Below are 20,334 nucleotides of genomic sequence, written 5' to 3'. Positions count from 1 at the left end.
AGCATGAGCGCAGCCACCTCCGCAGTCCCGCAAGGCGCTGCCCGCGCGCCTTCGGGCAACCGCCGGCGCGCACCCAAGCGGGTGCTGCCCGGCTTTGGCCTCACGTTGGGCTACACGCTGTTCTACCTGAGCATCATCGTGCTGATCCCGCTGTCGGCGCTGGTGTTCAAGACCTTCACGCTCACCTGGCCACAGTTCTGGGAGGCCATCAGCGCGCCGCGCGTGCTCGCCTCGTACCGCCTGACCTTTGGCGCCTCGCTGATCGCGGCGCTGGTCAACCTGGTGTTCGGCTTGCTGATCGCCTGGGTGCTGGTGCGCTACAGCTTTCCGGGCAAGAAGATCGTCGATGCGCTGGTCGACCTGCCGTTTGCCCTGCCCACGGCCGTGGCCGGCATTTCGCTGACGGCGCTGCTGGCGGGCAACGGCTGGGTGGGGCAGTACCTCGAACCCCTGGGCATCCAGCTGGCGTTCAAGCCCGCGGGCATCGTGATCGCGCTGATCTTCATCGGGCTGCCTTTCGTGGTGCGCACCGTACAGCCCGTGCTGCAGGACACCGAGAAGGAGCTTGAAGAGGCGGCCAGCTCGCTGGGCGCCAACCGCTGGCAGATTTTTACCAAGGTCATCCTGCCAGCCATCACGCCGGCCCTGCTGACCGGCTTTGCCATGGCGTTCGCACGCGCCGTGGGCGAGTACGGATCGGTCATCTTCATCGCCGGCAACATGCCCATGATTTCTGAAATCACCCCCCTGATCATCATCGGCAAGCTCGAGCAATACGACTACGCGGGTGCCACGGCAGTGGCGGTGGTGATGCTGCTGATCTCGTTCGTGCTGCTGCTCGTCATCAACGCGCTGCAGGCCTGGCAGCGGCGCAACGCGGGAGCGCCGGCATGAGCGCGGGCGCGACTGCACGCGTGCGGCGCGACCGCATCAGCACCACCGAAGCGCCCTGGGTGCGCAACCTGCTGATCGGCATCGCGCTGGCCTTTGTGCTCTTGTTCCTGGTGTTGCCGCTGGCGGCGGTGTTCACCGAAGCCTTGCGCAAGGGCTGGGACGCTTACTTCAGCGCCCTGAAGGAGCCCGACGCCTGGTCGGCCATCCGCCTGACCCTCATTACCGCCGCGATTGCCGTGCCGCTGAACCTGGTGTTTGGCGTGGCCGCGGCCTGGTGCATCGCCAAGTACGAGTTCAAGGGCAAGGCCTTCCTGACCACGCTGGTCGACCTGCCGTTCTCGGTCTCGCCCGTGGTGGCGGGCCTGGTCTATGTGCTGATGTTCGGCGCCAACGGCTGGATCGGGCCGTGGCTGGCGGCGCACGACATCAAGATCATCTTCGCCGTGCCGGGCATCGTTCTGGCCACGGTGTTCGTGACCTTTCCGTTCATCGCGCGCGAACTCATCCCGCTGATGCAGGCCCAGGGCAACGACGAGGAGCAGGCCGCCACGGTGCTGGGTGCAAGCGGCTGGCAGACCTTCTGGTACGTGACCCTGCCCAACATCAAGTGGGGTCTGCTGTACGGCGTGATCCTGTGCAACGCGCGCGCCATGGGCGAGTTTGGCGCGGTGTCGGTGGTGTCGGGACACATCCGCGGGCAGACCAACACGATCCCGCTGCACGTCGAAATCCTCTACAACGAATACCAGTCGGTGGCGGCGTTTGCGGCGGCTTCGCTGCTGGCGCTGCTGGCGCTGGTCACCCTGGTCATCAAGTCGGTTGCCGAGTGGCGCGCCGAGCACGAGCGCAAGGTGCTGGCCGAACTGCCGCCCGAGCGGCCTGGCGCCGTGCGGTCCCCGGCCGCGCGCGGCAGCGCCGTCTGAAAGACACCCATGAGCATAGAAATCCGCAACGTCAGCAAACAATTCGGCAACTTCCACGCGCTGCGCGACGTGAGCTTGGACATCGCCTCGGGCGAGCTGCTCGCGCTGCTGGGCCCTTCGGGCTGCGGCAAGACCACGCTGCTGCGCATCATTGCCGGGCTGGAGACGCCCGACACCGGCAGCATCCACTTTGCCGGCGCCGACACCACCGACGTGCATGTGCGCGAGCGCAACGTCGGCTTCGTGTTCCAGCACTATGCGCTGTTCCGCCACATGACGGTGTTCGAGAACGTGGCCTTCGGCCTGCGCATGAAGCCGCGCAGCGTGCGCCCGAGCGAGGCGCAGATCAAGAAAAAAGTGCACGATCTGCTCAGCCTGGTGCAGTTGGACTGGCTGGCCGACCGCCACCCCGCGCAGCTCTCGGGCGGGCAGCGCCAGCGCATCGCCCTGGCGCGCGCGCTGGCCGTGGAGCCGCAGGTGCTGCTGCTCGACGAACCCTTTGGCGCGCTCGATGCCAAGGTGCGCAAGGAGCTGCGCCGCTGGCTGCGCCGCCTGCACGACGAGCTGCATGTGACCAGCATCTTCGTCACGCACGACCAGGAAGAAGCCCTCGAAGTGGCCGACCGCGTGGTGCTGATGAACAGCGGCGCGGTCGAGCAGGTGGGCTCGCCCCAGCAGGTCTGGGACCACCCGGCCAGCCCGTTCGTGTATGGGTTCCTCGGCGACGTGAACCTGTTCCATGGCCGTGCCCACGAGGGTGCGCTGCATGTGCACGGCATGCAGATCGACGTGCCCGAGCACAGCGATGCCCAGGACGCGCCCGCCTCGGCCTATGTGCGTCCGCACGACCTGGACGTGGCGCGCCATGTGCCCGGCAGCGCGTCGCCCGCGCACAGCATGGTCGCGCGCCTGGAGCGCGCCATTGCCGTGGGACCGACGGCACGGCTGGAGCTGGTGCCGCTCGACGACGCGGGTGCGGAACTAAAGGCCGCGGCCTCCCCCCAATCAGCGGACAATGCGGCCGCTGCCCCCTTGGTTGAAGCGCACATCTCGGCGCAGCAATTTCGGGACATGGGCCTCAAGGAGGGCGACACCGTGGTGGTGACCCCCCGGCGCACCCGGGTGTTTTTGGACCAGGCCGCCGGCATCTGACGCATCCTTCGTCGGAGCCTGGGCGGCGATGAAGGAAAAAGATGGTATTGAACTGGTGGAATACGGCCCCGCGCCGCGTGCTGGCCCTGGTCAGCGCGGTGTGCGTGGCCATGCTGGCATTTGGCCTGTACCTGCAGCACAGCGTGGGCCTGGAGCCTTGTCCGATGTGCATCGTGCAGCGATACGCTCTTGTTTTAGTAGCTATCTTCGCAGGACTGGCAAGCGTTAGAGGCCAAAAAGGCTGGTGGATTCCATGGGCGGCGATGGCGCTATTGGCCTGCGGCTTTGGGGCCTTTACGGCGGCCCGCCAGAGCTGGCTGCAGTGGTTTCCGCCCGAGGTCGCCATGTGCGGGCGCGACTTCTACGGAATGATCGAGAACTACCCCATCAGCCGCGCCATCCCGATGATCTTCAGGGGCTCGGGCGACTGCGCCGCGATCGACTGGACCTTCCTCGGCGGCTCGATCGCGAACTGGTCTTTTGTCTGCTTCGTGGTGCTTGGCGCGGCCCTGGGCACGCTGCTCGTGCGCGGGCTGCGCACCGCGCGGTGAGGCGCCAGCGCAGCGGGTGGCGCGGCGGCGCTGCCCGTCAGGCTGCGCCGCTGGGGGGAAAGCGCACGCCCGGCGTGCCGTCCTTCCAGGCGCCGTATTTGTCCATGGTCTGAGAGAACAGGGGCGATGCCACCCAGCGCTCCAGCCAGCGTTGCAGGTGCGGCCAGGCTTGGGCAGACCACCACGCAGCATCGATGCCGGCAAACTGGCGCACGAAAGGGAAGATCGCCGCATCGGCCAGCGCCGTGTGGCCACCGAACAAATGGCCCGTACCCGCCAGCTGTGCGTCGAGCGCCGCCAGCCAGGCGCAGGCCTGCGCACGCGCCGCGGCCACATCCGCGCCAGGGTAGCGTTGCGGGTATTTGCAGCGGTCCAGCGCTTGCTTGAACGGGCCGTCGCAGTCCGCGATCTGCGCCAGCATGGCCTCCAGCGTGCCAACACTGGGGTTCAGCCAGTGCAGCGGGTCGTGGGCCTGCAGCGCCCACAGCATGATGTCCAGGCTGTGCTCGAGCACCTGGCCGTCGGGCAGCACGAGCACGGGCACCGTGCCCTGGGGCGAGGCCTGCAGCAGGCCCCGGGGCTTGTCGCGCAACACCACCTCGCGCAGCTCGCACGCCTGGCCCGACACGGCCAGGGCCAGCCGCGCACGCATCGCATACGGGCAGCGGCGAAACGAATACAGGACGGGCAGGGCGCTCATGGCGCCTTTGGTGCGCCGGTGGGGCCGGGTTCGTGCGCACGCACCGGGGCCGGAAGGCGCGCGCCCACATGGGCCTGGCCGCGCTCGGTGGCCAGCTGCACCTGGCGCTCGCGCTCGGCAAGCGCCCGCTCTTGCTCGGGGGTGCGGGTGCCGTGGCAATATGGGCAGCTCACGCCGGCCGCATAGTGGGGCGATGCCAGTTCCGCCGCCCCCAGCGGCATGCGGCAGGCGCGGCACAGCTGGTGGTGGCCCGGCGCCAGGCCGTGGCCCACCGACACGCGCTCGTCGAACACAAAGCAGTCGCCGTGCCAGCGGCTGTCGGCCTCGGGCACGGTTTCAAGGTATTTGAGGATGCCGCCTTCGAGGTGGTAGACCTCGCCAAAGCCCTGCGACTTCAGGTAGGCCGTCGACTTCTCGCAGCGGATGCCGCCGGTGCAGAACATGGCCACGCGCGGCTTACCGGCGAGCGCGCCGCCCGGTTGCGATTGCGCCGCCACCCAGGCCGGAAACTCGGCAAAGCTGCGCGTGTGCGGGTTCAGGGCGCGCGCAAAGCTGCCGATGCCTACCTCGTAGTCGTTGCGCGTGTCCACCACCACCACCTCGGGGTCGTCGATCAGCGCATTCCAGTCCTCGGGCTTGACATAGGTGCCGGCATGGCGCGCCGGGTTCAGGCCGGGCACGCCGAGCGTGACGATCTCGCGCTTGAGGCGCACGCGCATGCGGTAGAACGGCTGGCGCTCGCCAAAGGCTTCCTTGTGCGGCAGGCCCGCCAGGCGTGGGTCGCTGCGCAGCCAGGCCAGCACCGCGCGCACGCCGTCCGGCGGGCCGGCGATGGTGCCGTTGATGCCCTCGGGCGCGAGCAGCAGCAGGCCGCGCACGCTGTGGGCATCGCAGCAGGCCTGCAGGGGCGCCTGCAGCTGCGCGCAGTCGGGCAGGTCGACAAATTGGTAGAGGGCGGCGGTGAGAAAAGCTGGCATGGAAGCGGTCGATGATAGCGTCGGCCTGCGCTGCGGATGCACACACAAGGGCTGTCGGTGCTCAGCGGATCAAGGGCGAAAATATCTGCAGCAGGCCAGCCGCTTTGCCTGTGCGCACTCCCGGGAAATGGTGCTGCCAGGCTGTTCCTTTTTTCGGAAATCACCGGTCCTGCGGCGGCTGAGACGATGACCAGGTCTGGTCCTGCAGGAAGAACTTGGCCACCATTTCTTTGGTGATTTGCACTGCGCGCTTGAGGCTCATGTCGATGTGCTCGGTGAGCGCTTCCAGCGCTGGCTGCAGTTGGCGTTTGCCCAGCAGAACAACCAGCTGGGCGTGGGCGTCGAAGGCGCTGCTGTTCCAGTCGGACTGCTCCAGGTCGATGTGGCGGGCCACGTGGATGCGCCGCGTCACCTGCTCCAGGAACTGGCTCAGCTCGCGGTTGTGCGACAGCGCGGCCAGCCGGCGGTGGAACTCCTCGTCTGCCAGCAGCAGGTCACCGATGGACATCGCCGCAGCATTGGCCATGACGCTGTTCCAGTAGTCGCGCAGGCCTTCGATTTCCGCATCGCTCGCATGTTCGACCGCCAGGTACACCGCGCGCCGCTCCAGCGCAATGCGCACCTGGTAGAGGTTGAACAACTCCTCCACGCTGATGGACTTGCGAAAGAAGCCCTTGTTCATGACGAAGTCGAGAAAGCCCTCGGCCACGAGGCGGTTCAGGGCTTCGCGCAGCGGCGGCCGGCTGACGCCGAATTCGCGTCCCAGGGCCTGTTCGTTGATCCGCGCGCCGGGGCGGAAGTCATAGCGCATGGCGCGCTCGCGCAATTCGAAATACAGCCGCTCCACACTGCTTTCATCCCGGGTCTGTGGCACATGCGCTGGTTTTTTGGTGCTTTTGGTGGCCATCGGTGCAGTTGGTAGTGAGGGACAGTCTGGCAGGTTCGCCATCGCCCGCAGAGCCTGGCGGGCGGGGCAGGGTGGAGCAGGAGGCAGCGTGGGTGTGGGAGCTTGGTGCGGTTATCCGTGGCGCATTTTAGGTGTCGGCACCGTTGCTCCATAAGCCCAAACCACGGCTGCACAACATTACCACAGTGTCTGTTCAATGTTGTTGACGCATGTCGTCATAACTGTCTACACTTTGTGGATGGGTTGCATTTTACGCGGGAAAAGTACTCCGCCGAGGCTGAGACGCGGATGCCAACGGCTTCTGGATGCCTTCCTGCGTCCCAGGCCGGCGTGCCCCAGCCCTGATCCCCTCGCAACGTCACGAAGAATCCAAGGAGACACGGTATGAGCGATATGAGCATTGGCACCAGCCTGCGGTCCGTAGGACTGGACGACAAGTACACCGCGTCCGAAGGCACGGTGTACCTGACCGGCGTGCAGGCCCTGGTGCGCCTGCCGATGATGCAAAAGCGCCGCGACCGCGCGGCCGGGCTCAACACCGCCGGCTACATCACCGGCTACCGCGGTTCGCCCCTGGGCACCTACGACGACCAGCTGGCGAAGGCGCGCAAGCACCTCGACGCGCACGACGTGGTGTTCGTGCCCGGCGTGAATGAAGACCTGGCCGCCACCGCTGTCTGGGGCACGCAGATGGCCGAGATCGGTGGCGACGGCCGCTTCGATGGCGTGTTCTCGATCTGGTACGGCAAAGGGCCTGGCGTGGACCGCAGCGGCGACGCCTTCCGCCACGGCAACCTGGCCGGCAGCTCCCAGCACGGCGGCGTGCTGGTGCTGATGGGCGACGACCACACCTGCGAATCGTCCACCACCTGCCACCAGAGCGAGTTCGCCCTGGTCGACGCGCAAATGCCTGTGCTGTCGCCGGCCGGCGTGTCCGAGCTGGTCGAATACGGTCTGCTGGGCTGGGCGCTGTCGCGCTACAGCGGGGCCTGGGTGGGCATGAAGTGCATCAAGGACACGGCCGACGCCTCGGGCTCGGTGGAAGTTGACGACGCAGGGCTGGCCATCGCGCTGCCCGAATCGGACGGCCTGCCGCCGGACGGCCTCAACATCCGCCTGCCCGACACGCCGCACGCGCAGGAATTTCGCCTGGTCAACCACAAGCTCGACGCGGCCCGTGCCTTCGCGCGTGCCAACGGCATCGACCGCGTGGCCTTTGGCCAGCGCGAGGGTGCCCGCATCGGCATCGTCACTTCGGGCAAGAGCTGGCTGGACCTGCGCCAGGCGCTGGCCGATCTGGGCATTGACGAGGCACGCGCGCAGCAGCTGGGCCTGGTGGTCTACAAGGTGGGCATGGTGTGGCCACTGGAGCCCCAGGGCATCGGCGAGTTCGCGCGCGGGCTGGACCTGGTGATCGTCATCGAGGAAAAGCGCGCGCTGCTCGAAGCGCAGCTCAAGGAAATCCTGTACGGCGCGGCCGACGCGCCGCGCGTCATCGGCAAGAAGGACGAGCAGGGCGCCAAGCTGTTCCGCGTCGAGATGGCGCTGGACGCGGCGCAGATCGCCCAGGTCGTCGGCCACCGGCTGGCGGCCACCGAGCCGGCGCTGCTCGACACTGTGCATGCCTTGGCCCGGCGCAAGCCCGTGCTCGGCGCGGTGGATGTGATGGCGCGCAGCTTCTACTTCTGCGCCGGCTGCCCGCACAGCACGTCCACGCGCATTCCCGACGGCAGCCGCGCCTATGCCGGCATCGGCTGCTCATGGATGGCGCAGACCATGGGGCGCGACACCCTCGGCTACACCCAGATGGGCGCCGAGGGCATGGCCTGGGTGGGCGAGGCACCGTTTTCCAAGCGTGCCCACATGTTCCAGAACATGGGCGACGGCACCTACTTCCACTCGGGCCTGCTGGCCATCCGCGCGGCGGTGGCGGCCAAGACCAACATCACCTTCAAGCTGCTCTACAACGACGCCGTGGCCATGACCGGCGGCCAGCGCCACGACGGCCCGCTGGACCCGGTGCGCATCACCCAGCAGGTGCATGCCGAGGGTGTGGTGCGCATCGCCGTGGTGACCGACGAGCCCGGCAAATACGACGGCGTGACCGGCTGGGCCCCCGGCGTGACGGTGCACCACCGCGACGAGCTCGACGCCGTGCAGCGCTTGCTGCGCGAGCTGGAGGGCACCACCGTGCTGGTGTACGACCAGACCTGCGCCGCAGAAAAGCGCCGCCGCCGCAAGCGCGGCACCTTCCCCGATCCGGACAAGCGCGTCGTCATCAACCCCGCCGTGTGCGAGGGCTGCGGCGACTGCGGCGTGCAGTCCAACTGCGTGGCCGTCGTGCCGCTGGAGACAGACCTGGGACGCAAGCGCGCCATCGACCAGTCAGCCTGCAACAAGGACTTTTCTTGCGTCAAGGGCTTCTGCCCGAGCTTTGTCACGGTGAACGGTGCCAAGCTGCGCAAGGGTGCCGGTGGCAAGGGCGACAAGGGCGGCCAGAGCGAACCCACGCTGCCGGAACCCACCCTGCCCGACCTGCGCCACGGCGTCTACAGCATGGTCATCACCGGCGTGGGCGGCACGGGCGTGGTGACCATCGGCGCGCTGCTGGGCATGGCCGCGCACCTGGAAGGCAAGGGCTCGGGCGTGCTCGACATGGCGGGCCTGGCGCAAAAGGGCGGCTCGGTGTGGACGCACCTGCGCTTTGGCATCAACACCGCGGCCATTGCCGCCGTGCGCGTGGCGCCGGGCGGGGCGGATGCCATCATGGGCTGCGACCTGGTCGTGGCCGCATCGGGCAACACGCTCACCATGGCGCGCAAGGGCGCCACGCGCGTGCTGCTCAACAGCCAGGAAGTCATGCCCGGCGCGTTCGTGCAGAACCCGGACCTGCAGTTCCCCACCAACCCGCTGGAGCAGGCCGTGGTGCGCGCCGTGGGCAGGGAGCAGGTGGAAGTGATCGACGCCGGCCGCCTGGCGCTGGCGCTGTGCGGCGACGCCATTGGCACCAACCTCTTCATGCTGGGCGCGGCCTACCAGCGCGGTTTTGTGCCGGTCAGCGCGCAGGCCATCGAGCGGGCGATCGAGCTCAACGGCGCCGCCGTGCCGATGAACCTGGCCGCCTTCCGCTGGGGCCGCCGCCATGCGGTCGACCCGCAGGCCGTGCTGCAGCACGCCGGCCTGGTGGCAGCGCCCCAGCCGCTGGCCGAGCAATCGCTCGACACGCTGGTCGCGCGCCGCAGCAGCCTGCTGGAGGCCTATCAGAACAGCGCCTACGCCACACGCTACCGTGCGCTGGTGGACGAAGTGCGCGCCGCCGAAGCGCGCCTGTGGCCCGGCCAGGACGATATAGCCAAGGCTGTGGCCCAGTCGTTCTACAAAGTCATGGCCTACAAGGACGAGTACGAAGTGGCCCGCCTGCACGCCGCGCCCGAGTTCCGCGAGCAGCTGGCCGCGCAGTTTGAAGACCAGTCCAAGCTGACTTTTCACCTGGCACCGCCCGTGCTCAGCCGCATCGACCAGCGCACAGGCCGCCCGGCCAAGAGCGAATGGGGCGGCTGGATGATGACCGCCTTTGGCCTGCTAGCGCGCCTGAAGTTCCTGCGCGGCACGGCCCTGGACGTGTTCGGCTACAGCGATGAGCGCAAGGCCGAGCGCGCCCTGGTTGCCCGCTACGAACAGCAGATGCGCGACCTGGTGGCGCAGCTGCGCGCCGACCAGCGCGACGTGGCGCTGGCGCTGGCCGCCGCGCCGATGCAGGTGCGCGGCTTTGGCCCGGTCAAGGAAGCCAATCTGCGCGCCTACGAAAAGAACGTCGAGCGCCTGCAACAGCAGCTGCAGTCACCGGCCGCCCAGCGCGTGGCGGTCGACGCGTAACCCGCCAGCCCTTGCGTGAACCACCCTCGCGTGCGCGGTGCGCGCGGGGGCGGCGTTTCTCTAAATTCCAGCCTATCAAGCCGTCCCATGTCTACATCCAGCCCCGCCGCATCCTCCAACCCCCACGCCGCCTTGCCCCGCGGCAGCCTGGTGGCCCTGCTCACTCCGTTCAAGGCTGACCAGAGCATTGACAAACCCGCGCTGCGCCGCATGGTGGACTGGCACATCGCCCAGGGCACGGTGGGCCTGGTGGTGGCCGGCACCACGGGCGAATCGTCCACGCTGTCGCACCACGAACACCACGACCTGATCGCCACCGCCGTGGAATACGCCGCAGGCCGCATCCACATCATGGCCGGCGTCGGCGCGAACTCCACGGCCGAAGCCGTCAGCCTGGCCCGCTTTGCCGCCCAGGCCGGCGCGCACTCGCTGCTCAGCGTGGTGCCGTACTACAACAAGCCCACGCAGCGCGGCATGGTGGCGCACTTCACGGCCCAGGCGGAAGCCACCGCGCTGCCCCTGGTGCTCTACAACGTGCCCGGCCGCACAGTGGTCGATATGGCGGTAGACACCGTGGCCACGCTGGCACGGCACCCCCACATTGCCGGCCTGAAAGACGCCACCGGCGACATGGCCCGCGCCGCCGCGGTGCTCGAAGCCGTGCCGGATAACTTCATGCGCTACAGCGGCGACGACTTCACCACGCTGCCTTATCTGGCGCTCGGCGGCCACGGCGTGATCTCGGTAGTGGCCAACATCGTCCCCGCCGAAGTGGCCGCCGTGTGCCGCGAGATGCAGGCAGGCCAGTGGCTGGCCGCGCGTGAGCGGTTTGTGAAGCTGCTTCCTCTCACCCGCGCCCTGTTCACCGAGAGCAGCCCGGGGCCCGCCAAGCTGGCGGCTGCGTTGCAAGGGCAGTGCGAGGCGACGCTGCGGCTGCCGTTGTGTGGGGTGGGGGAGGGGGCGGAGAAGGTGGTTAGCGAGGCACTTGCAGCTTGGGGCTAGGCTATATTGGTTTCCAATATAAAGCGATCGATGCTATCAGTTAAATAGCTAACGTCGATTTTTGGGCGGGCGGTAGCGGCATTTTTTTGCATGTCTTTGTCCGCTTGAATGTCACTGCCGCACTTACCCCACCCAACGGTCGGTGATTCCCGTAATGTCATGTTCGCCGAGTGGGGGTTCCGTCCAACCTTCCACAAAGCTTATGTCGTGAGAGTCTGGAAGCTGCTCCTTTGTGAGGGCTCGAATTCGTATGCGAGCCGGCAAGGCAGCAGCCTCGCCGACAAAGATTGCCTCTCTGCGGGATAGCGACGAGAGTATCTTTGTGATGCCCGCCAAGGAGTCAGGCAAAAATCTTCCTACGTGTTCTTGGTCTCTGCCATTTGTCAACCGCAAAATGATCCAGGAGTTGCATTGCGATAGAACCGTGCTTTCGACATCCGACGGTCGCTGCGAGACGAGCATTAGCCCCAGGCCGTACTTGCGTCCTTCTTTCGCAATTCGCCGTACAGCTTCTTGAGCTTCCCTGTATTGCGCCTCACCTCGATCTGGCACGTATCGATGCGCTTCCTCGCAAACAAGAAGAAGCGGATCACTACGTCGCTGAGCCTTGGTCTGCCACATCTTGTAGCTAAACAGCATCCTGCAAATCATCGCAGTGAGCGTTCCCGCAACCTCATTGGGAGCACCAGAAACGTCGACAAGCTTCAGCGTACTTCCGTTCGCTCCGGAGCCTGTTAGTTGGAGAATGGCCTTGTCTAGTGTGTCGTCGGCATCTTCTCGCATCAAAAACTTCAGACGCGGATCAGTTCTTAAGACATTCAGCTTATCCAGAATCGAATCCAATGACTTTCTGTCAGTTGCTGATGCGCTCTCCGTCTTTCCTGCCTTACGGCCTTGAACTTCATCGATGTGCTTTACGAACTCATTGAGACTAAAGCGGTGGGGCTTGTCTCGATCAAACCCAGAAACATCTGCATCGGTCTTGCCGTCGCAAAGGGAAGACGCAAAATCACCAACTGCATTGGGTGGAAGAGGCTGAACGATGCCAGCGCTCACCATCCGAGCGTGCTTCAACGCCTTATAGACTATGTTGTTCTGTGAGGTCGCCTCAGCTTCGGTCTTCCCGATGATTAGCCCTCGAAGCTCATCGCCAGTCATTAGCCAGAACGGAAGCCGCAATTGCTCGACTGCCTCGGGTTGGTCTTCGTTCGCAGCTGCGTCATATGCACGTAGCACTGTTGCTTGTTCGCGGAACGCAGCGGAGTACTCGCCGTGCGGATCGATGAGGACAATCCGAGGCCTCAGCGCAGTGCCGTTCTTGGCAGTGTGCTCGAGCACCGATCTGAGAATGGCAGCGACAGTGCCAGATTTTCCAGAGCCTGTGGAGCCCAAAACGGCGCAATGCTGCCCGAAAAGCTTGTCCACGTTGGCTCTGCAAGCGGCACCGTTTCCGCCGACATATTCGCCGAACTGAATTAGTGGCGACACCGTTAAGGCCTCAGCTGCATGTTCAGCAGCCGAGAAAACCATCTCTAACTCTGGTGGTGTCGTCAGATAGACGCCCTGAAGTGGAAGAGGATAGGTTTCGACCCCGCGAGAAAACAGCAAACGCGACTCGGCCGGATTCCAACTTCCTTCGGCAAACAAGTCCGCCTCGAGAATTCGAGAGTCATCACCGGGGGCAATCGGCCGATGCCCAAGCTCCGCGGCTAGTTCTGAGCGCATGCGCAGCATGCGAACATAGGCAAAAAGAACTCTGCGTCCGTAATGAATCTTTACGATGCTCGCAAGTTGTCCGATGGGGCAAACCCGCCCATCCACCACGCGGGACAACTCCGAAAGGCGGCGATCAAGTTCGACACGAATTGCTGTACCGCTCACTTCAACGACTTGGCCAATGAGCAGATCTGGGTTTTCTTGAAATACGGTCATGCTGGAACTCCAGTTTCCAAGAACTTGGTCATACCTTCGAAGGTCCACCAAGTCAGATCGGGAGTCCCCGGCGGCGGCGCGAGGCGATGCGGTCCGTTGTAGAGAGCCTTATCTGTAGCAACGTAAACGCGTGACCCATAGTTAGCATTCGCAAGCCAGGTCTTCAACGTATTGCAGACGCTCGTTCCTGGTCCGTCCGTAACTTCTCGAGAGAAGGCAATCACAACGGTTTTGTTGTTTCTATCCTCAAGCGCGAATTCAATTTCTGCGTTGATGTGGTTATCGCCGAAGCTATAACCAACAATTCCAAGTAGGTGGTTCCCCGATGAGAGAAGCACGCGCCGGAAGCAGTCAAAGATTTTTGCGAATGGGTCCTTTTGAGTCTCCAGGTACTTCGTTGCTTGAGGATAAATAAGCGTACTCGCCAAATCTGACAGGTACTTCACGCCGTACCTAACACGCAATAGCCCCATCTGCGGATGGCGAAACCAATCGACTGAGCCGTGTAACTTAAGCACTTTGTGCGATTTATTGTTCGTGGCCGTAGCTGGGTCAATGCTGTCACCATTCCAATAGGCAATGGCTCCCCCCAAGAACCCATCAAGCGCCACCCGCCGATCCATCGCCAGCGCGTCCTCCAAAAGCGTGTCGTAGTTTGTGGTGATGAAGCCTATTTGAGATCTCGGTTCCAGATTGGCCCGCCCCTTGAAGATCTGTCTTACGAAATTCAGGTGAGCATCTACATCCACGATAGGGACATCGCTGCGTCCTATTTCTTCTGGTTTCGTCGTACTGGCTGCTCGATATCCATACCTAACAGTGGTTGCGATGCATTCCACGATCGCGCGGTACGTTTTTTCCATCTGGTGCAATGCAACGTCAGCCGTGCCGACTTTAGCGGTCTTTCCTTTAGACCGAATGGCCAAAGCCATTAGATCGCCCAGATGGCTGAGCGTGTGCTCAACGTGCGACTCATCAGGCAAATCCGTCATGATTGAGTCGAACAAGACTAGGTCATCCCCTGAAAGGCAGGCTTTAACTCGTTTCGTCAGTGGATACATAAGCGGGATGCCTGACTCCACACTTGACCCTGCGCCAAGTAGCCACTGTTGCCTCCCAAGTTCAAGCACCTTCTGAAGCTCGTCCAAACCGTGATTGAAAGACTTCACACGCGTTCCTTGTATCAAGTTTGGTAGCGACCATACTACAAATTGACACAAACTTAGGGGCTAACTGATATTCGGGTCGTGCCAAGGGAAGTCGCTCATATTTGACCCATCGCCGGTCCTCCGTGGGTTAGTCGAGTCGCCTCCGCTTGCCGAGGTAGCTTGCAGATTGCGATAGGCGAAAACATCCCCGATTTTCTGCACTGACATGCACTCTGTGAGAAGCAGGATGGCTGATTACGGCGTTGCTGCTTAGGCCCCCCAATGCCGCGAAAATTTGGCGGACTTTCGAATGGCCGACTGAGATTCCATTTGGGGGCCGGAACCCAAACTAGGCTTAATTTCCAATCAATCCCTGAATCTCAATTGCTATAAAAAGAGAAGCTACTAACGCCCGTCCATAAAGCGTTAGAAGCTCTTTTAATGCTGAAAATCTAACAATCAGCGCGGCACAATCTTCCCGCTGTATTTCGTCTTCATATACGGCTGCACCCCACGCTGACCATCGGCCGCAAACTGGATGGCGCCGGTCGCACCCTCGTAGTTCTGCCCCACCGCACGCAGCGCCTGCTTCACCGCATCGGGCTGCGTATTGCCGGCCCGCTGGACGGCAGCGGCCACCATGCGCACGCCGTCGTAGGCGTAGCCGGTGTACGACGACTTGAAGCCGTGGCCGTAGCGGGTTTCATACGCGGTCTGGAAGCCCTTGCCCTGCGGGCCGACGGCGTTCACGTCCATGCCGCGCTGGCCTTCGACATGGGCGGGCGCGCTGTCGGTGGTGCACATGGTGTGGTAGATGGCGTACCAGGGCTGGGGTTTGTTCAGGCCCAGGTCGAAGGCCTCGCGGTTGATGACGGCGGCTTCCTGGCCGTAGGCGCTGTATACGTAGGCGTCGGGCTTGGCCCGCTCCATCTGCTGGAGTTCGCGCCGGTAGGTGGATTGGCCTGCGGTGTACAGCACCAGCGACACCACCTGGCCGCCCAGCGCCTCAAAGTTTTTCTGGAACTCGGGCGCAATGCCCTGGCCATAGGCGTTGTTGGGTGCGATGAAGGCGACCTTTCGCGCGCCCTGGTCCCACAGGTCCTTGGCGGCGAACTGGGCCGATGCGGTGTCCAGGCCGATCACGCTGAAGCCGCCATCGCCAATGCTGCGCACGGCCGGGCTGGAGCTGCCGTGGTTGATGAAGGGCAGGCCCTCCTTGACGACGTACTGCCCGACGGGGATGGTGAGGCTCGATGAATATTCGCCAAACACGGCGGCGACCTTGTCGACGTTGACCAGCTTCTTGGCGGCTTCGAGCGCGCTGACTGCGCGGCCGCCGGTGTCTTCAATGATCAGCTGCACCGGCTGGCCCAGCACGCCGCCGCTGGCATTGATGTCGTCAATGGCAATCAGCATTCCGCGGCGCTGGTCTTCACCCACGCTGGCACTGGCGCCGGTGAGCGAGAGCACGGCACCGAATTTGACCTGGGCGTGGGCTGTGGTGGCCAGCAGGCCGATGACGGCTACGGCACTGGCGCACAGGGTGTGGCGGACAAATTGGCGTGGGTGGGGCATGGCAGTTCCTTGGGTTGCGGGGAGGTCAAGGCAGGGAAATGCGCCCCTTGCCGGGTCTGGCTTGGGGTGTTGGCGCAGGGCGCGGGGAATGGGGGAGGGGAAGGCGTTCGATCGGGAGGCGTTTGTTCGCTTGATTGCGTTGGCGCCTTACCCCTTCGGCGCGGGCTGAATCAGGCTGCTCTGCCGCCCAGGTACAGCTCGCGCACCTGGGGGTCGTGCATCAGGTCGCGTGTGTTGCCGGTCAGCGCCACCGTGCCCATGGAGAGGATGTACGCACGGTCGGACATGCGCATGGCCTCCATGGCGTTTTGCTCGACCATGAGGATGGTGACACTCTCCTTGGCGCGCACCTCGACGATGGCGTCGAACACCTCCTGCAGCACCTTGGGCGACAGGCCCGCCGAGGGCTCGTCGAGCAGCAGCACCTGGGGGCTGGGCATGAGGGCGCGCGCCAGCGCCAGGATCTGGCGCTCGCCGCCCGACAGCGACGCGGCCGGGGCCGTGAACTTGCGGCGCAGCACCGGGTACAGCTCGCACAGCTGCTCCATGCGCTGCACGCAGTCGGCCTTGGCCAGGTAGTGGCCGCCGACCTGCATGTTCTCGCGCACCGTGAGGTTGCTGAAAATGTTCTCGGTCTGCGGCACAAAGCCCAGACTGCAGTGGCGGATCTTGCGGTGCACGGGCATGCGCGTGCGGTCCTGCCCGCCCAGCACCACGCTGCCGCTGCGCGGCAGCAGCACGCCGGCAATCGCCTTGAGCAGCGTCGACTTGCCGCAGCCGTTGGGGCCGAGCAGGGTGACGATTTCGGAGCGCGCCACTTGCAGCGAGATGCCCTTGAGGATGTCCACTTCCGCGGTGTAGCCCGCGATGATGTTGTCGATCTTGATCATCAGGCAGCCTCTGCGCAGGGTTCTTTGTCGGTGCGGCCCAGGTAGGCCTGCACCACATGTTCGTTGGACGCCAGCTCGTCGGGCCGGCAACTGGCCACGATGCGCCCGCGGTCGAGCACGATGCAGCGCGTGCACACCTCGCGGATGAAATGCATGTCGTGCTCGACGATCACCAGCGTCATGCCCTGGGCGTTGAGCTTTTGCAGCGCCTGGACGATGTCGCGGCGCAGGTTGGGGTGCACGCCCGCCGTGGGCTCGTCCAGCATCAGCAGGCGCGGGTCGCCCATCAGCGCGCAGACGATGCCCAGCAGCTTCTTCTGCCCGCCCGAGAGGGCCGAGGCCGGCAGGTCGCGCACGTGGGTCAGCAGCAGCTGCTCGAGCAGGGCCGTGGCCTTGGCATGGGCGGCCTGCTCCACGCGCCGGGCGGCGCTCAGGCCGAGCAGCGTGTCCCACACGCCGTGGTGTTCGGTGGCGGCGGCCATGGCCACTTCCATCACCGACATCTTTTTCGGCATCGACGGCAGCTGGAAGGTGCGGCCAATGCCGGCCGCCACGATGCGGTGCGCGGGCAACTGCTCGATGCGGCGGCCCTTGAGCAGGATCTGGCCGCGGTTGGCCGCGGCAAAGCCGGTGATGAGGTTGAGCAGGGTGCTCTTGCCCGAGCCGTTGGGGCCCAGCAGGCCCACGATCTCGCCGGGCGCCACCGACAGGTTCAGGTCTTGCAGCACATGGTTGCCGCCAAAAGACTTGGCGACGTTGTCGACCTGGAGCAGGGCAGTGTTCATGGAATCCTCCGCAACTTTTCAGGGAACAGGCCCTCGCTGCGCCACAGCAGGCACAGAAGCAGGATGGCGCCGATCAGGCCCAGGCGCAGGGCGCCGGCGATGTCGGAGTCAAAGCCCATCCAGTCCTTGGCGAAGGGCACCAACACGTGCGCTGCCTGCACCATCACCACGCCGACCAGCACCCCGAGCGTGCTGCCCAGGCCGCCGATCATGAGCATGGTCCACAGCAGGAAGGTCTCGGACGCGAGCATGTAGTCGGGCCCGGCAAAGCTCATGTAGTGGGCGTAGAGAAAACCGCCCAGCGCCGTCACGGCGGCTCCGCTCATGATGGCGCGCGTCTTGAGCGAGCGCAGGTCGTAGCCCATGCAGGTGGCCAGCTGCGGCTCCTCGCGCATCAACCGCAGGGCGCGGCCAAAGCGGCCGTTGCCCAGGCGGGTGCAGAGCAGGGCGCCGGCCGCGACGATGGCCAGAACCAGCGCCAGGAAGGCCACGCCGTTCCAGGGCCGCGGCACGCCATCGAACAAGGCCGGGATGGCGCTGATGCCGTTGGCGCCGCCGGTGAGCCAGCCCTCGTTGGTGGCGATGGTGCGCAGGATCTCGGCAATCGCCAGGGTGGCGATGCCCCAGTAGTCGGAGGCCAGCTTGCGGCCCAGGCCGGCCATGAACCAGCCCAGCGTCATGGCCAGGCCCACGCCCAGGCCCAGGCTGGCCAGGGGCGACCAGCCCAGCCCGAAGCCGATGCCTGCCGCGTAGGCGCCCAGGCCGGCAAAGGCGATGTGGCCGAAGTTCAGCAGCCCGGCATAGCCTGCCTGAAGGTTCAGGCCCAGGGCCATCAGCGCGTAGATGCCGGCGATGGTCAGCGAAGAGATGGCGAAATCAAACACGGCGGACCTCCCGGTCGAACAGCCCGTAAGGCTTGAACAGCAATGCCAGCAGCAGGATCAGGAACGAGGCGGCGCTGATGTAGGCGACGGGCATGAACACCAGCTCGCGGCCGAAGAACATGCCGAAGTTGATGTTGGTCACCGCGGTTTCCGTGATGGCAATCAGCAGTGCGCCGACCACGGCGCCCAGCGGGTTGCCCAGGCCGCCCAGGATGGCTGCAGCGAACACCGGCAGCAGCAGGTCGTTGCCCAGGTTGATGTGCGCGCCGGTGGACAGCGCCAGCATGCTGCCGCCCAGCCCGGCAATGGCGCCGGCGGTGAAGCTGACGAAGTAGGTGATGTGCTCGGCGTTGAGCCCCGAGGCATTGGCCAGCATGCCGTTGCTGGCCAGCGCCCGCATGGCGCGGCCCAGGCGCGTGTAGAACAGCAGCAGCACGAACAGCGCCAGCAGCACGGCCGTGGTGCCGATCAGGTACAGCTGCGTGTGGGCGATGCGCGCCCCGCCCAGCACCAGCGGCTCGACGCGCGGCAGGTTGAACATGCGCGGAAACGATCCGGCCAGCCCCTGCATGCTGGCGATCACCAGCATGGCGATGGCCAGCGAGCCGATCATGGCAATGGCCGGCCCACCGCGCAGCAGGCGGCGGAACACCAGCACGTGCAGCACGAGCGTGAGCAGCCCGCTCAGGGTGCTGGCAATCAGCAGCGCGCCCACCAGCGGAACGCCGGTGCTGTGCAGCGCATAGGTGGCGTAGGCGCCGAACATGGCGTACTGCACATGGGCGACGTTCGGAAATTTCACCAGGCTGTACAGCATGCTCAGGCCCAGCGCAATCAGCGCCAGATCGGAGGCACGCAGCACGGTGTCAACCAGGAATTGAAGCATCTCGGGGGTCTCGGGCTAATCCGCGCGGGCCGGCCATGTCCACCGGCCGGCCCGGCGCGGGTTCAGGTTCAGCGGGGGGCGAGCTTGCCGCTCTCGAACTTCAGCTTGTCGTACGGCGGGTCCACGCGCTGGCGGTCCTGGTCGAAGCGGATGGTGCCGGTCACGCCGGGAAAGCCGGCCGTGCCCAGGTCCTTGAGCGCCACCTGAATGGCGGGTGCCGTGGTCGCCTTGGCCTTTTCAATGGCGGCAGCGGTCATCAGCACCGCGTCGTAGCCGTAGCCGGTGTACGAGGTTTTGAAACCTTCCTTGTACTTGGCAGCGAAAGCGTCGGCATAGGCCTTGCCGGCGGGGCCCTGCACCGAGCCCAGCTCCATGCCGAGCTGGCCGTTGGCGATGGCCGGCGGCGTGTCGGACAGGCTCATGCTCATGAGGATGGCGTACCACGGCGTCTTGCGCAGGCCCAGCTCCTCGGCTTCGCGGTTGATCACGGCCGACTCCTGCCCATAGGCGGTGTAGACATAGGCGTCGGGGGTGCTGCGCGCCATCTGCTGCAGCTCGCGCCGGTAGGTGGACTGGCCGGCCGTGTACAGCACCTCGGTCACGATCTTGCCTCCGAGCTTTTCAAAGTCCGCTTTGTAGCCCTCCAACACGCCTTGGCCATAGGCGTTGTTGGGCGCGATCATGGCCACGCGCCGATAGCCGAGGGCGTAGGTGTCTTCGGCCGAGAACTTGTTGCCGAAGTTCTCCAGCCCCACCAGGCTGAACGAGGTGGCGCCGAGCGCGCGCACCTTGGTGCTGCTGCTGGCGATGTTCAGGTGGGTTACGCCCTCCTTGACCAGGTACTGCGCCATGGGCAGCGTGATACCCGACGAGTATTCGCCCATGACGACCGGCACCTTGTCCACGGTGGCCAGCTTGCGCGCGGCATTCAGCGCCGTGGTGGGGTTGCCACCCGAGTCCTCGACGATCACGTTGAACTTCTTGCCCAGCACGCCGCCCTTGGCGTTGACATGCTCCACGCCCAGCATCACGCCGCGGCGCACGTCCTCACCCACGGTCGCGTTGGCGCCGGTGAGGGACAGCACCGCGCCGATGTTGATGGCGTCCTGCGCGAAGGCCGGCACAGCGCCTGCCAGCGTGAGCAGGCAGGCCGCGGCGGTGGCGCGAAGGGGTTGGAAACCGGGGACCTTGCGAAAACTCATGATGCACTCCTGGGTAAAGGCGGGTAGGGGAACGGGATCGGGATTCAGAG

The 20,334-nt window shown here is 65.1% G+C and carries 17 protein-coding genes; 6 read left to right on the top strand and 11 right to left on the bottom strand.

Going from position 1 to position 20,334, the window contains the following annotated elements:
• Positions 1 to 3 precede the first annotated feature (3 nt).
• From cysT to B2J86_RS02100, 4 genes are read left to right on the top strand one after another with little or no spacing between them, the layout of a single operon-like run.
• Positions 4 to 894: a sulfate ABC transporter permease subunit CysT gene (gene cysT / locus B2J86_RS02115; RefSeq protein ID WP_173024623.1), complete on the top strand. Its 891-nt coding sequence runs from the start codon at positions 4 to 6 to the stop codon at positions 892 to 894.
• Entirely contained in the window at positions 891 to 1,817 is a 927-nt protein-coding gene (cysW, locus tag B2J86_RS02110; RefSeq protein WP_173024622.1) for a sulfate ABC transporter permease subunit CysW, read from the top strand. The genes cysT and cysW overlap by 4 nt, the downstream gene beginning before the upstream one ends.
• Positions 1,818 to 1,826: 9 nt before the next feature.
• Entirely contained in the window at positions 1,827 to 2,969 is a 1,143-nt protein-coding gene (locus B2J86_RS02105) for a sulfate/molybdate ABC transporter ATP-binding protein (protein ID WP_173024621.1), read from the top strand.
• Between the two features lie 41 nt (positions 2,970 to 3,010).
• Positions 3,011 to 3,520: a disulfide bond formation protein B gene (locus B2J86_RS02100; protein WP_173024620.1), complete on the top strand. Its 510-nt coding sequence runs from the start codon at positions 3,011 to 3,013 to the stop codon at positions 3,518 to 3,520.
• A gap of 37 nt (positions 3,521 to 3,557) precedes the next feature.
• Here B2J86_RS02100 and B2J86_RS02095 read toward each other — a convergent pair whose 3' ends face one another.
• From B2J86_RS02095 to B2J86_RS02085, 3 genes are all read right to left on the bottom strand, one after another.
• Positions 3,558 to 4,220, bottom strand: a complete 663-nt coding sequence (locus B2J86_RS02095) for a glutathione S-transferase (protein ID WP_173024619.1) — start codon at positions 4,218 to 4,220, stop codon at positions 3,558 to 3,560.
• Entirely contained in the window at positions 4,217 to 5,197 is a 981-nt protein-coding gene (locus B2J86_RS02090; protein WP_173024618.1) for a rhodanese-related sulfurtransferase, read from the bottom strand. The genes B2J86_RS02095 and B2J86_RS02090 overlap by 4 nt, the downstream gene beginning before the upstream one ends.
• Positions 5,198 to 5,357: 160 nt before the next feature.
• A complete protein-coding gene (locus B2J86_RS02085; protein WP_169633208.1) occupies positions 5,358 to 6,104 on the bottom strand; it encodes a GntR family transcriptional regulator in 747 nt (248 codons plus the stop codon).
• A 384-nt stretch (positions 6,105 to 6,488) separates the two neighbouring features.
• On the opposite strand from B2J86_RS02085, the gene B2J86_RS02080 reads away from it, so the two are divergent.
• Both B2J86_RS02080 and dapA read left to right on the top strand, forming a co-directional pair.
• Positions 6,489 to 9,980, top strand: a complete 3,492-nt coding sequence (locus tag B2J86_RS02080; RefSeq protein WP_173024617.1) for an indolepyruvate ferredoxin oxidoreductase family protein — start codon at positions 6,489 to 6,491, stop codon at positions 9,978 to 9,980.
• A gap of 87 nt (positions 9,981 to 10,067) precedes the next feature.
• Positions 10,068 to 10,982, top strand: coding sequence for a 4-hydroxy-tetrahydrodipicolinate synthase (gene dapA, locus B2J86_RS02075; protein ID WP_173024616.1), 915 nt, complete (start codon positions 10,068 to 10,070; stop codon positions 10,980 to 10,982).
• A 123-nt stretch (positions 10,983 to 11,105) separates the two neighbouring features.
• Here dapA and B2J86_RS02070 read toward each other — a convergent pair whose 3' ends face one another.
• The 8 genes from B2J86_RS02070 to B2J86_RS02035 form a co-directional block, all read right to left on the bottom strand.
• Positions 11,106 to 12,914, bottom strand: coding sequence for an ATP-binding protein (locus tag B2J86_RS02070; protein WP_173024615.1), 1,809 nt, complete (start codon positions 12,912 to 12,914; stop codon positions 11,106 to 11,108).
• Complete coding sequence (locus B2J86_RS18060; RefSeq protein ID WP_173024614.1) at positions 12,911 to 14,083, bottom strand: SIR2 family protein; 1,173 nt, start codon at positions 14,081 to 14,083, stop codon at positions 12,911 to 12,913. The genes B2J86_RS02070 and B2J86_RS18060 overlap by 4 nt, the downstream gene beginning before the upstream one ends.
• A 438-nt stretch (positions 14,084 to 14,521) precedes the next feature.
• On the bottom strand, positions 14,522 to 15,637 hold the full coding sequence (locus B2J86_RS02060) for an ABC transporter substrate-binding protein (protein ID WP_173024613.1): 1,116 nt from the start codon (positions 15,635 to 15,637) through the stop codon (positions 14,522 to 14,524).
• 170 nt (positions 15,638 to 15,807) lie between these two features.
• Positions 15,808 to 16,527, bottom strand: a complete 720-nt coding sequence (locus tag B2J86_RS02055; protein WP_173024612.1) for an ABC transporter ATP-binding protein — start codon at positions 16,525 to 16,527, stop codon at positions 15,808 to 15,810.
• Positions 16,527 to 17,312 carry an ABC transporter ATP-binding protein gene (locus B2J86_RS02050; protein ID WP_173024611.1) on the bottom strand — a complete coding sequence of 262 codons (786 nt, stop codon included), beginning with the start codon at positions 17,310 to 17,312 and terminating at the stop codon, positions 16,527 to 16,529. The genes B2J86_RS02055 and B2J86_RS02050 overlap by 1 nt, the downstream gene beginning before the upstream one ends.
• Positions 17,309 to 18,196 (bottom strand): branched-chain amino acid ABC transporter permease, encoded by an 888-nt coding sequence (locus B2J86_RS02045; protein ID WP_173024610.1) that lies wholly within the window; start codon positions 18,194 to 18,196, stop codon positions 17,309 to 17,311. Before B2J86_RS02045 ends, B2J86_RS02050 begins: the two co-directional genes overlap by 4 nt.
• A complete protein-coding gene (locus B2J86_RS02040; protein WP_173024609.1) occupies positions 18,189 to 19,082 on the bottom strand; it encodes a branched-chain amino acid ABC transporter permease in 894 nt (297 codons plus the stop codon). Before B2J86_RS02040 ends, B2J86_RS02045 begins: the two co-directional genes overlap by 8 nt.
• Before the next feature lie 68 nt (positions 19,083 to 19,150).
• A complete protein-coding gene (locus B2J86_RS02035) occupies positions 19,151 to 20,284 on the bottom strand; it encodes an ABC transporter substrate-binding protein (RefSeq protein ID WP_173024608.1) in 1,134 nt (377 codons plus the stop codon).
• Positions 20,285 to 20,334 lie beyond the last annotated feature (50 nt).

Source organism: Acidovorax sp. SRB_14 (assembly GCF_012932145.1).
GTDB lineage: Bacteria > Pseudomonadota > Gammaproteobacteria > Burkholderiales > Burkholderiaceae_C > Simplicispira.
This window is presented reverse-complemented; position numbering and strand designations above follow the sequence as displayed.

Coding starts and splice junctions, on each gene's coding strand:
- cysT (WP_173024623.1), top strand. CDS start 4: ATGAGCGCAGCCACCTCCGCAGTCCCGCAAGGCGCTGCCCGCGCGCCT.
- cysW (WP_173024622.1), top strand. CDS start 891: ATGAGCGCGGGCGCGACTGCACGCGTGCGGCGCGACCGCATCAGCACC.
- B2J86_RS02105 (WP_173024621.1), top strand. CDS start 1,827: ATGAGCATAGAAATCCGCAACGTCAGCAAACAATTCGGCAACTTCCAC.
- B2J86_RS02100 (WP_173024620.1), top strand. CDS start 3,011: ATGGTATTGAACTGGTGGAATACGGCCCCGCGCCGCGTGCTGGCCCTG.
- B2J86_RS02095 (WP_173024619.1), bottom strand. CDS start 4,220: ATGAGCGCCCTGCCCGTCCTGTATTCGTTTCGCCGCTGCCCGTATGCG.
- B2J86_RS02090 (WP_173024618.1), bottom strand. CDS start 5,197: ATGCCAGCTTTTCTCACCGCCGCCCTCTACCAATTTGTCGACCTGCCC.
- B2J86_RS02085 (WP_169633208.1), bottom strand. CDS start 6,104: ATGGCCACCAAAAGCACCAAAAAACCAGCGCATGTGCCACAGACCCGG.
- B2J86_RS02080 (WP_173024617.1), top strand. CDS start 6,489: ATGAGCGATATGAGCATTGGCACCAGCCTGCGGTCCGTAGGACTGGAC.
- dapA (WP_173024616.1), top strand. CDS start 10,068: ATGTCTACATCCAGCCCCGCCGCATCCTCCAACCCCCACGCCGCCTTG.
- B2J86_RS02070 (WP_173024615.1), bottom strand. CDS start 12,914: ATGACCGTATTTCAAGAAAACCCAGATCTGCTCATTGGCCAAGTCGTT.
- B2J86_RS02060 (WP_173024613.1), bottom strand. CDS start 15,637: ATGCCCCACCCACGCCAATTTGTCCGCCACACCCTGTGCGCCAGTGCC.
- B2J86_RS02055 (WP_173024612.1), bottom strand. CDS start 16,527: ATGATCAAGATCGACAACATCATCGCGGGCTACACCGCGGAAGTGGAC.
- B2J86_RS02050 (WP_173024611.1), bottom strand. CDS start 17,312: ATGAACACTGCCCTGCTCCAGGTCGACAACGTCGCCAAGTCTTTTGGC.
- B2J86_RS02040 (WP_173024609.1), bottom strand. CDS start 19,082: ATGCTTCAATTCCTGGTTGACACCGTGCTGCGTGCCTCCGATCTGGCG.
- B2J86_RS02035 (WP_173024608.1), bottom strand. CDS start 20,284: ATGAGTTTTCGCAAGGTCCCCGGTTTCCAACCCCTTCGCGCCACCGCC.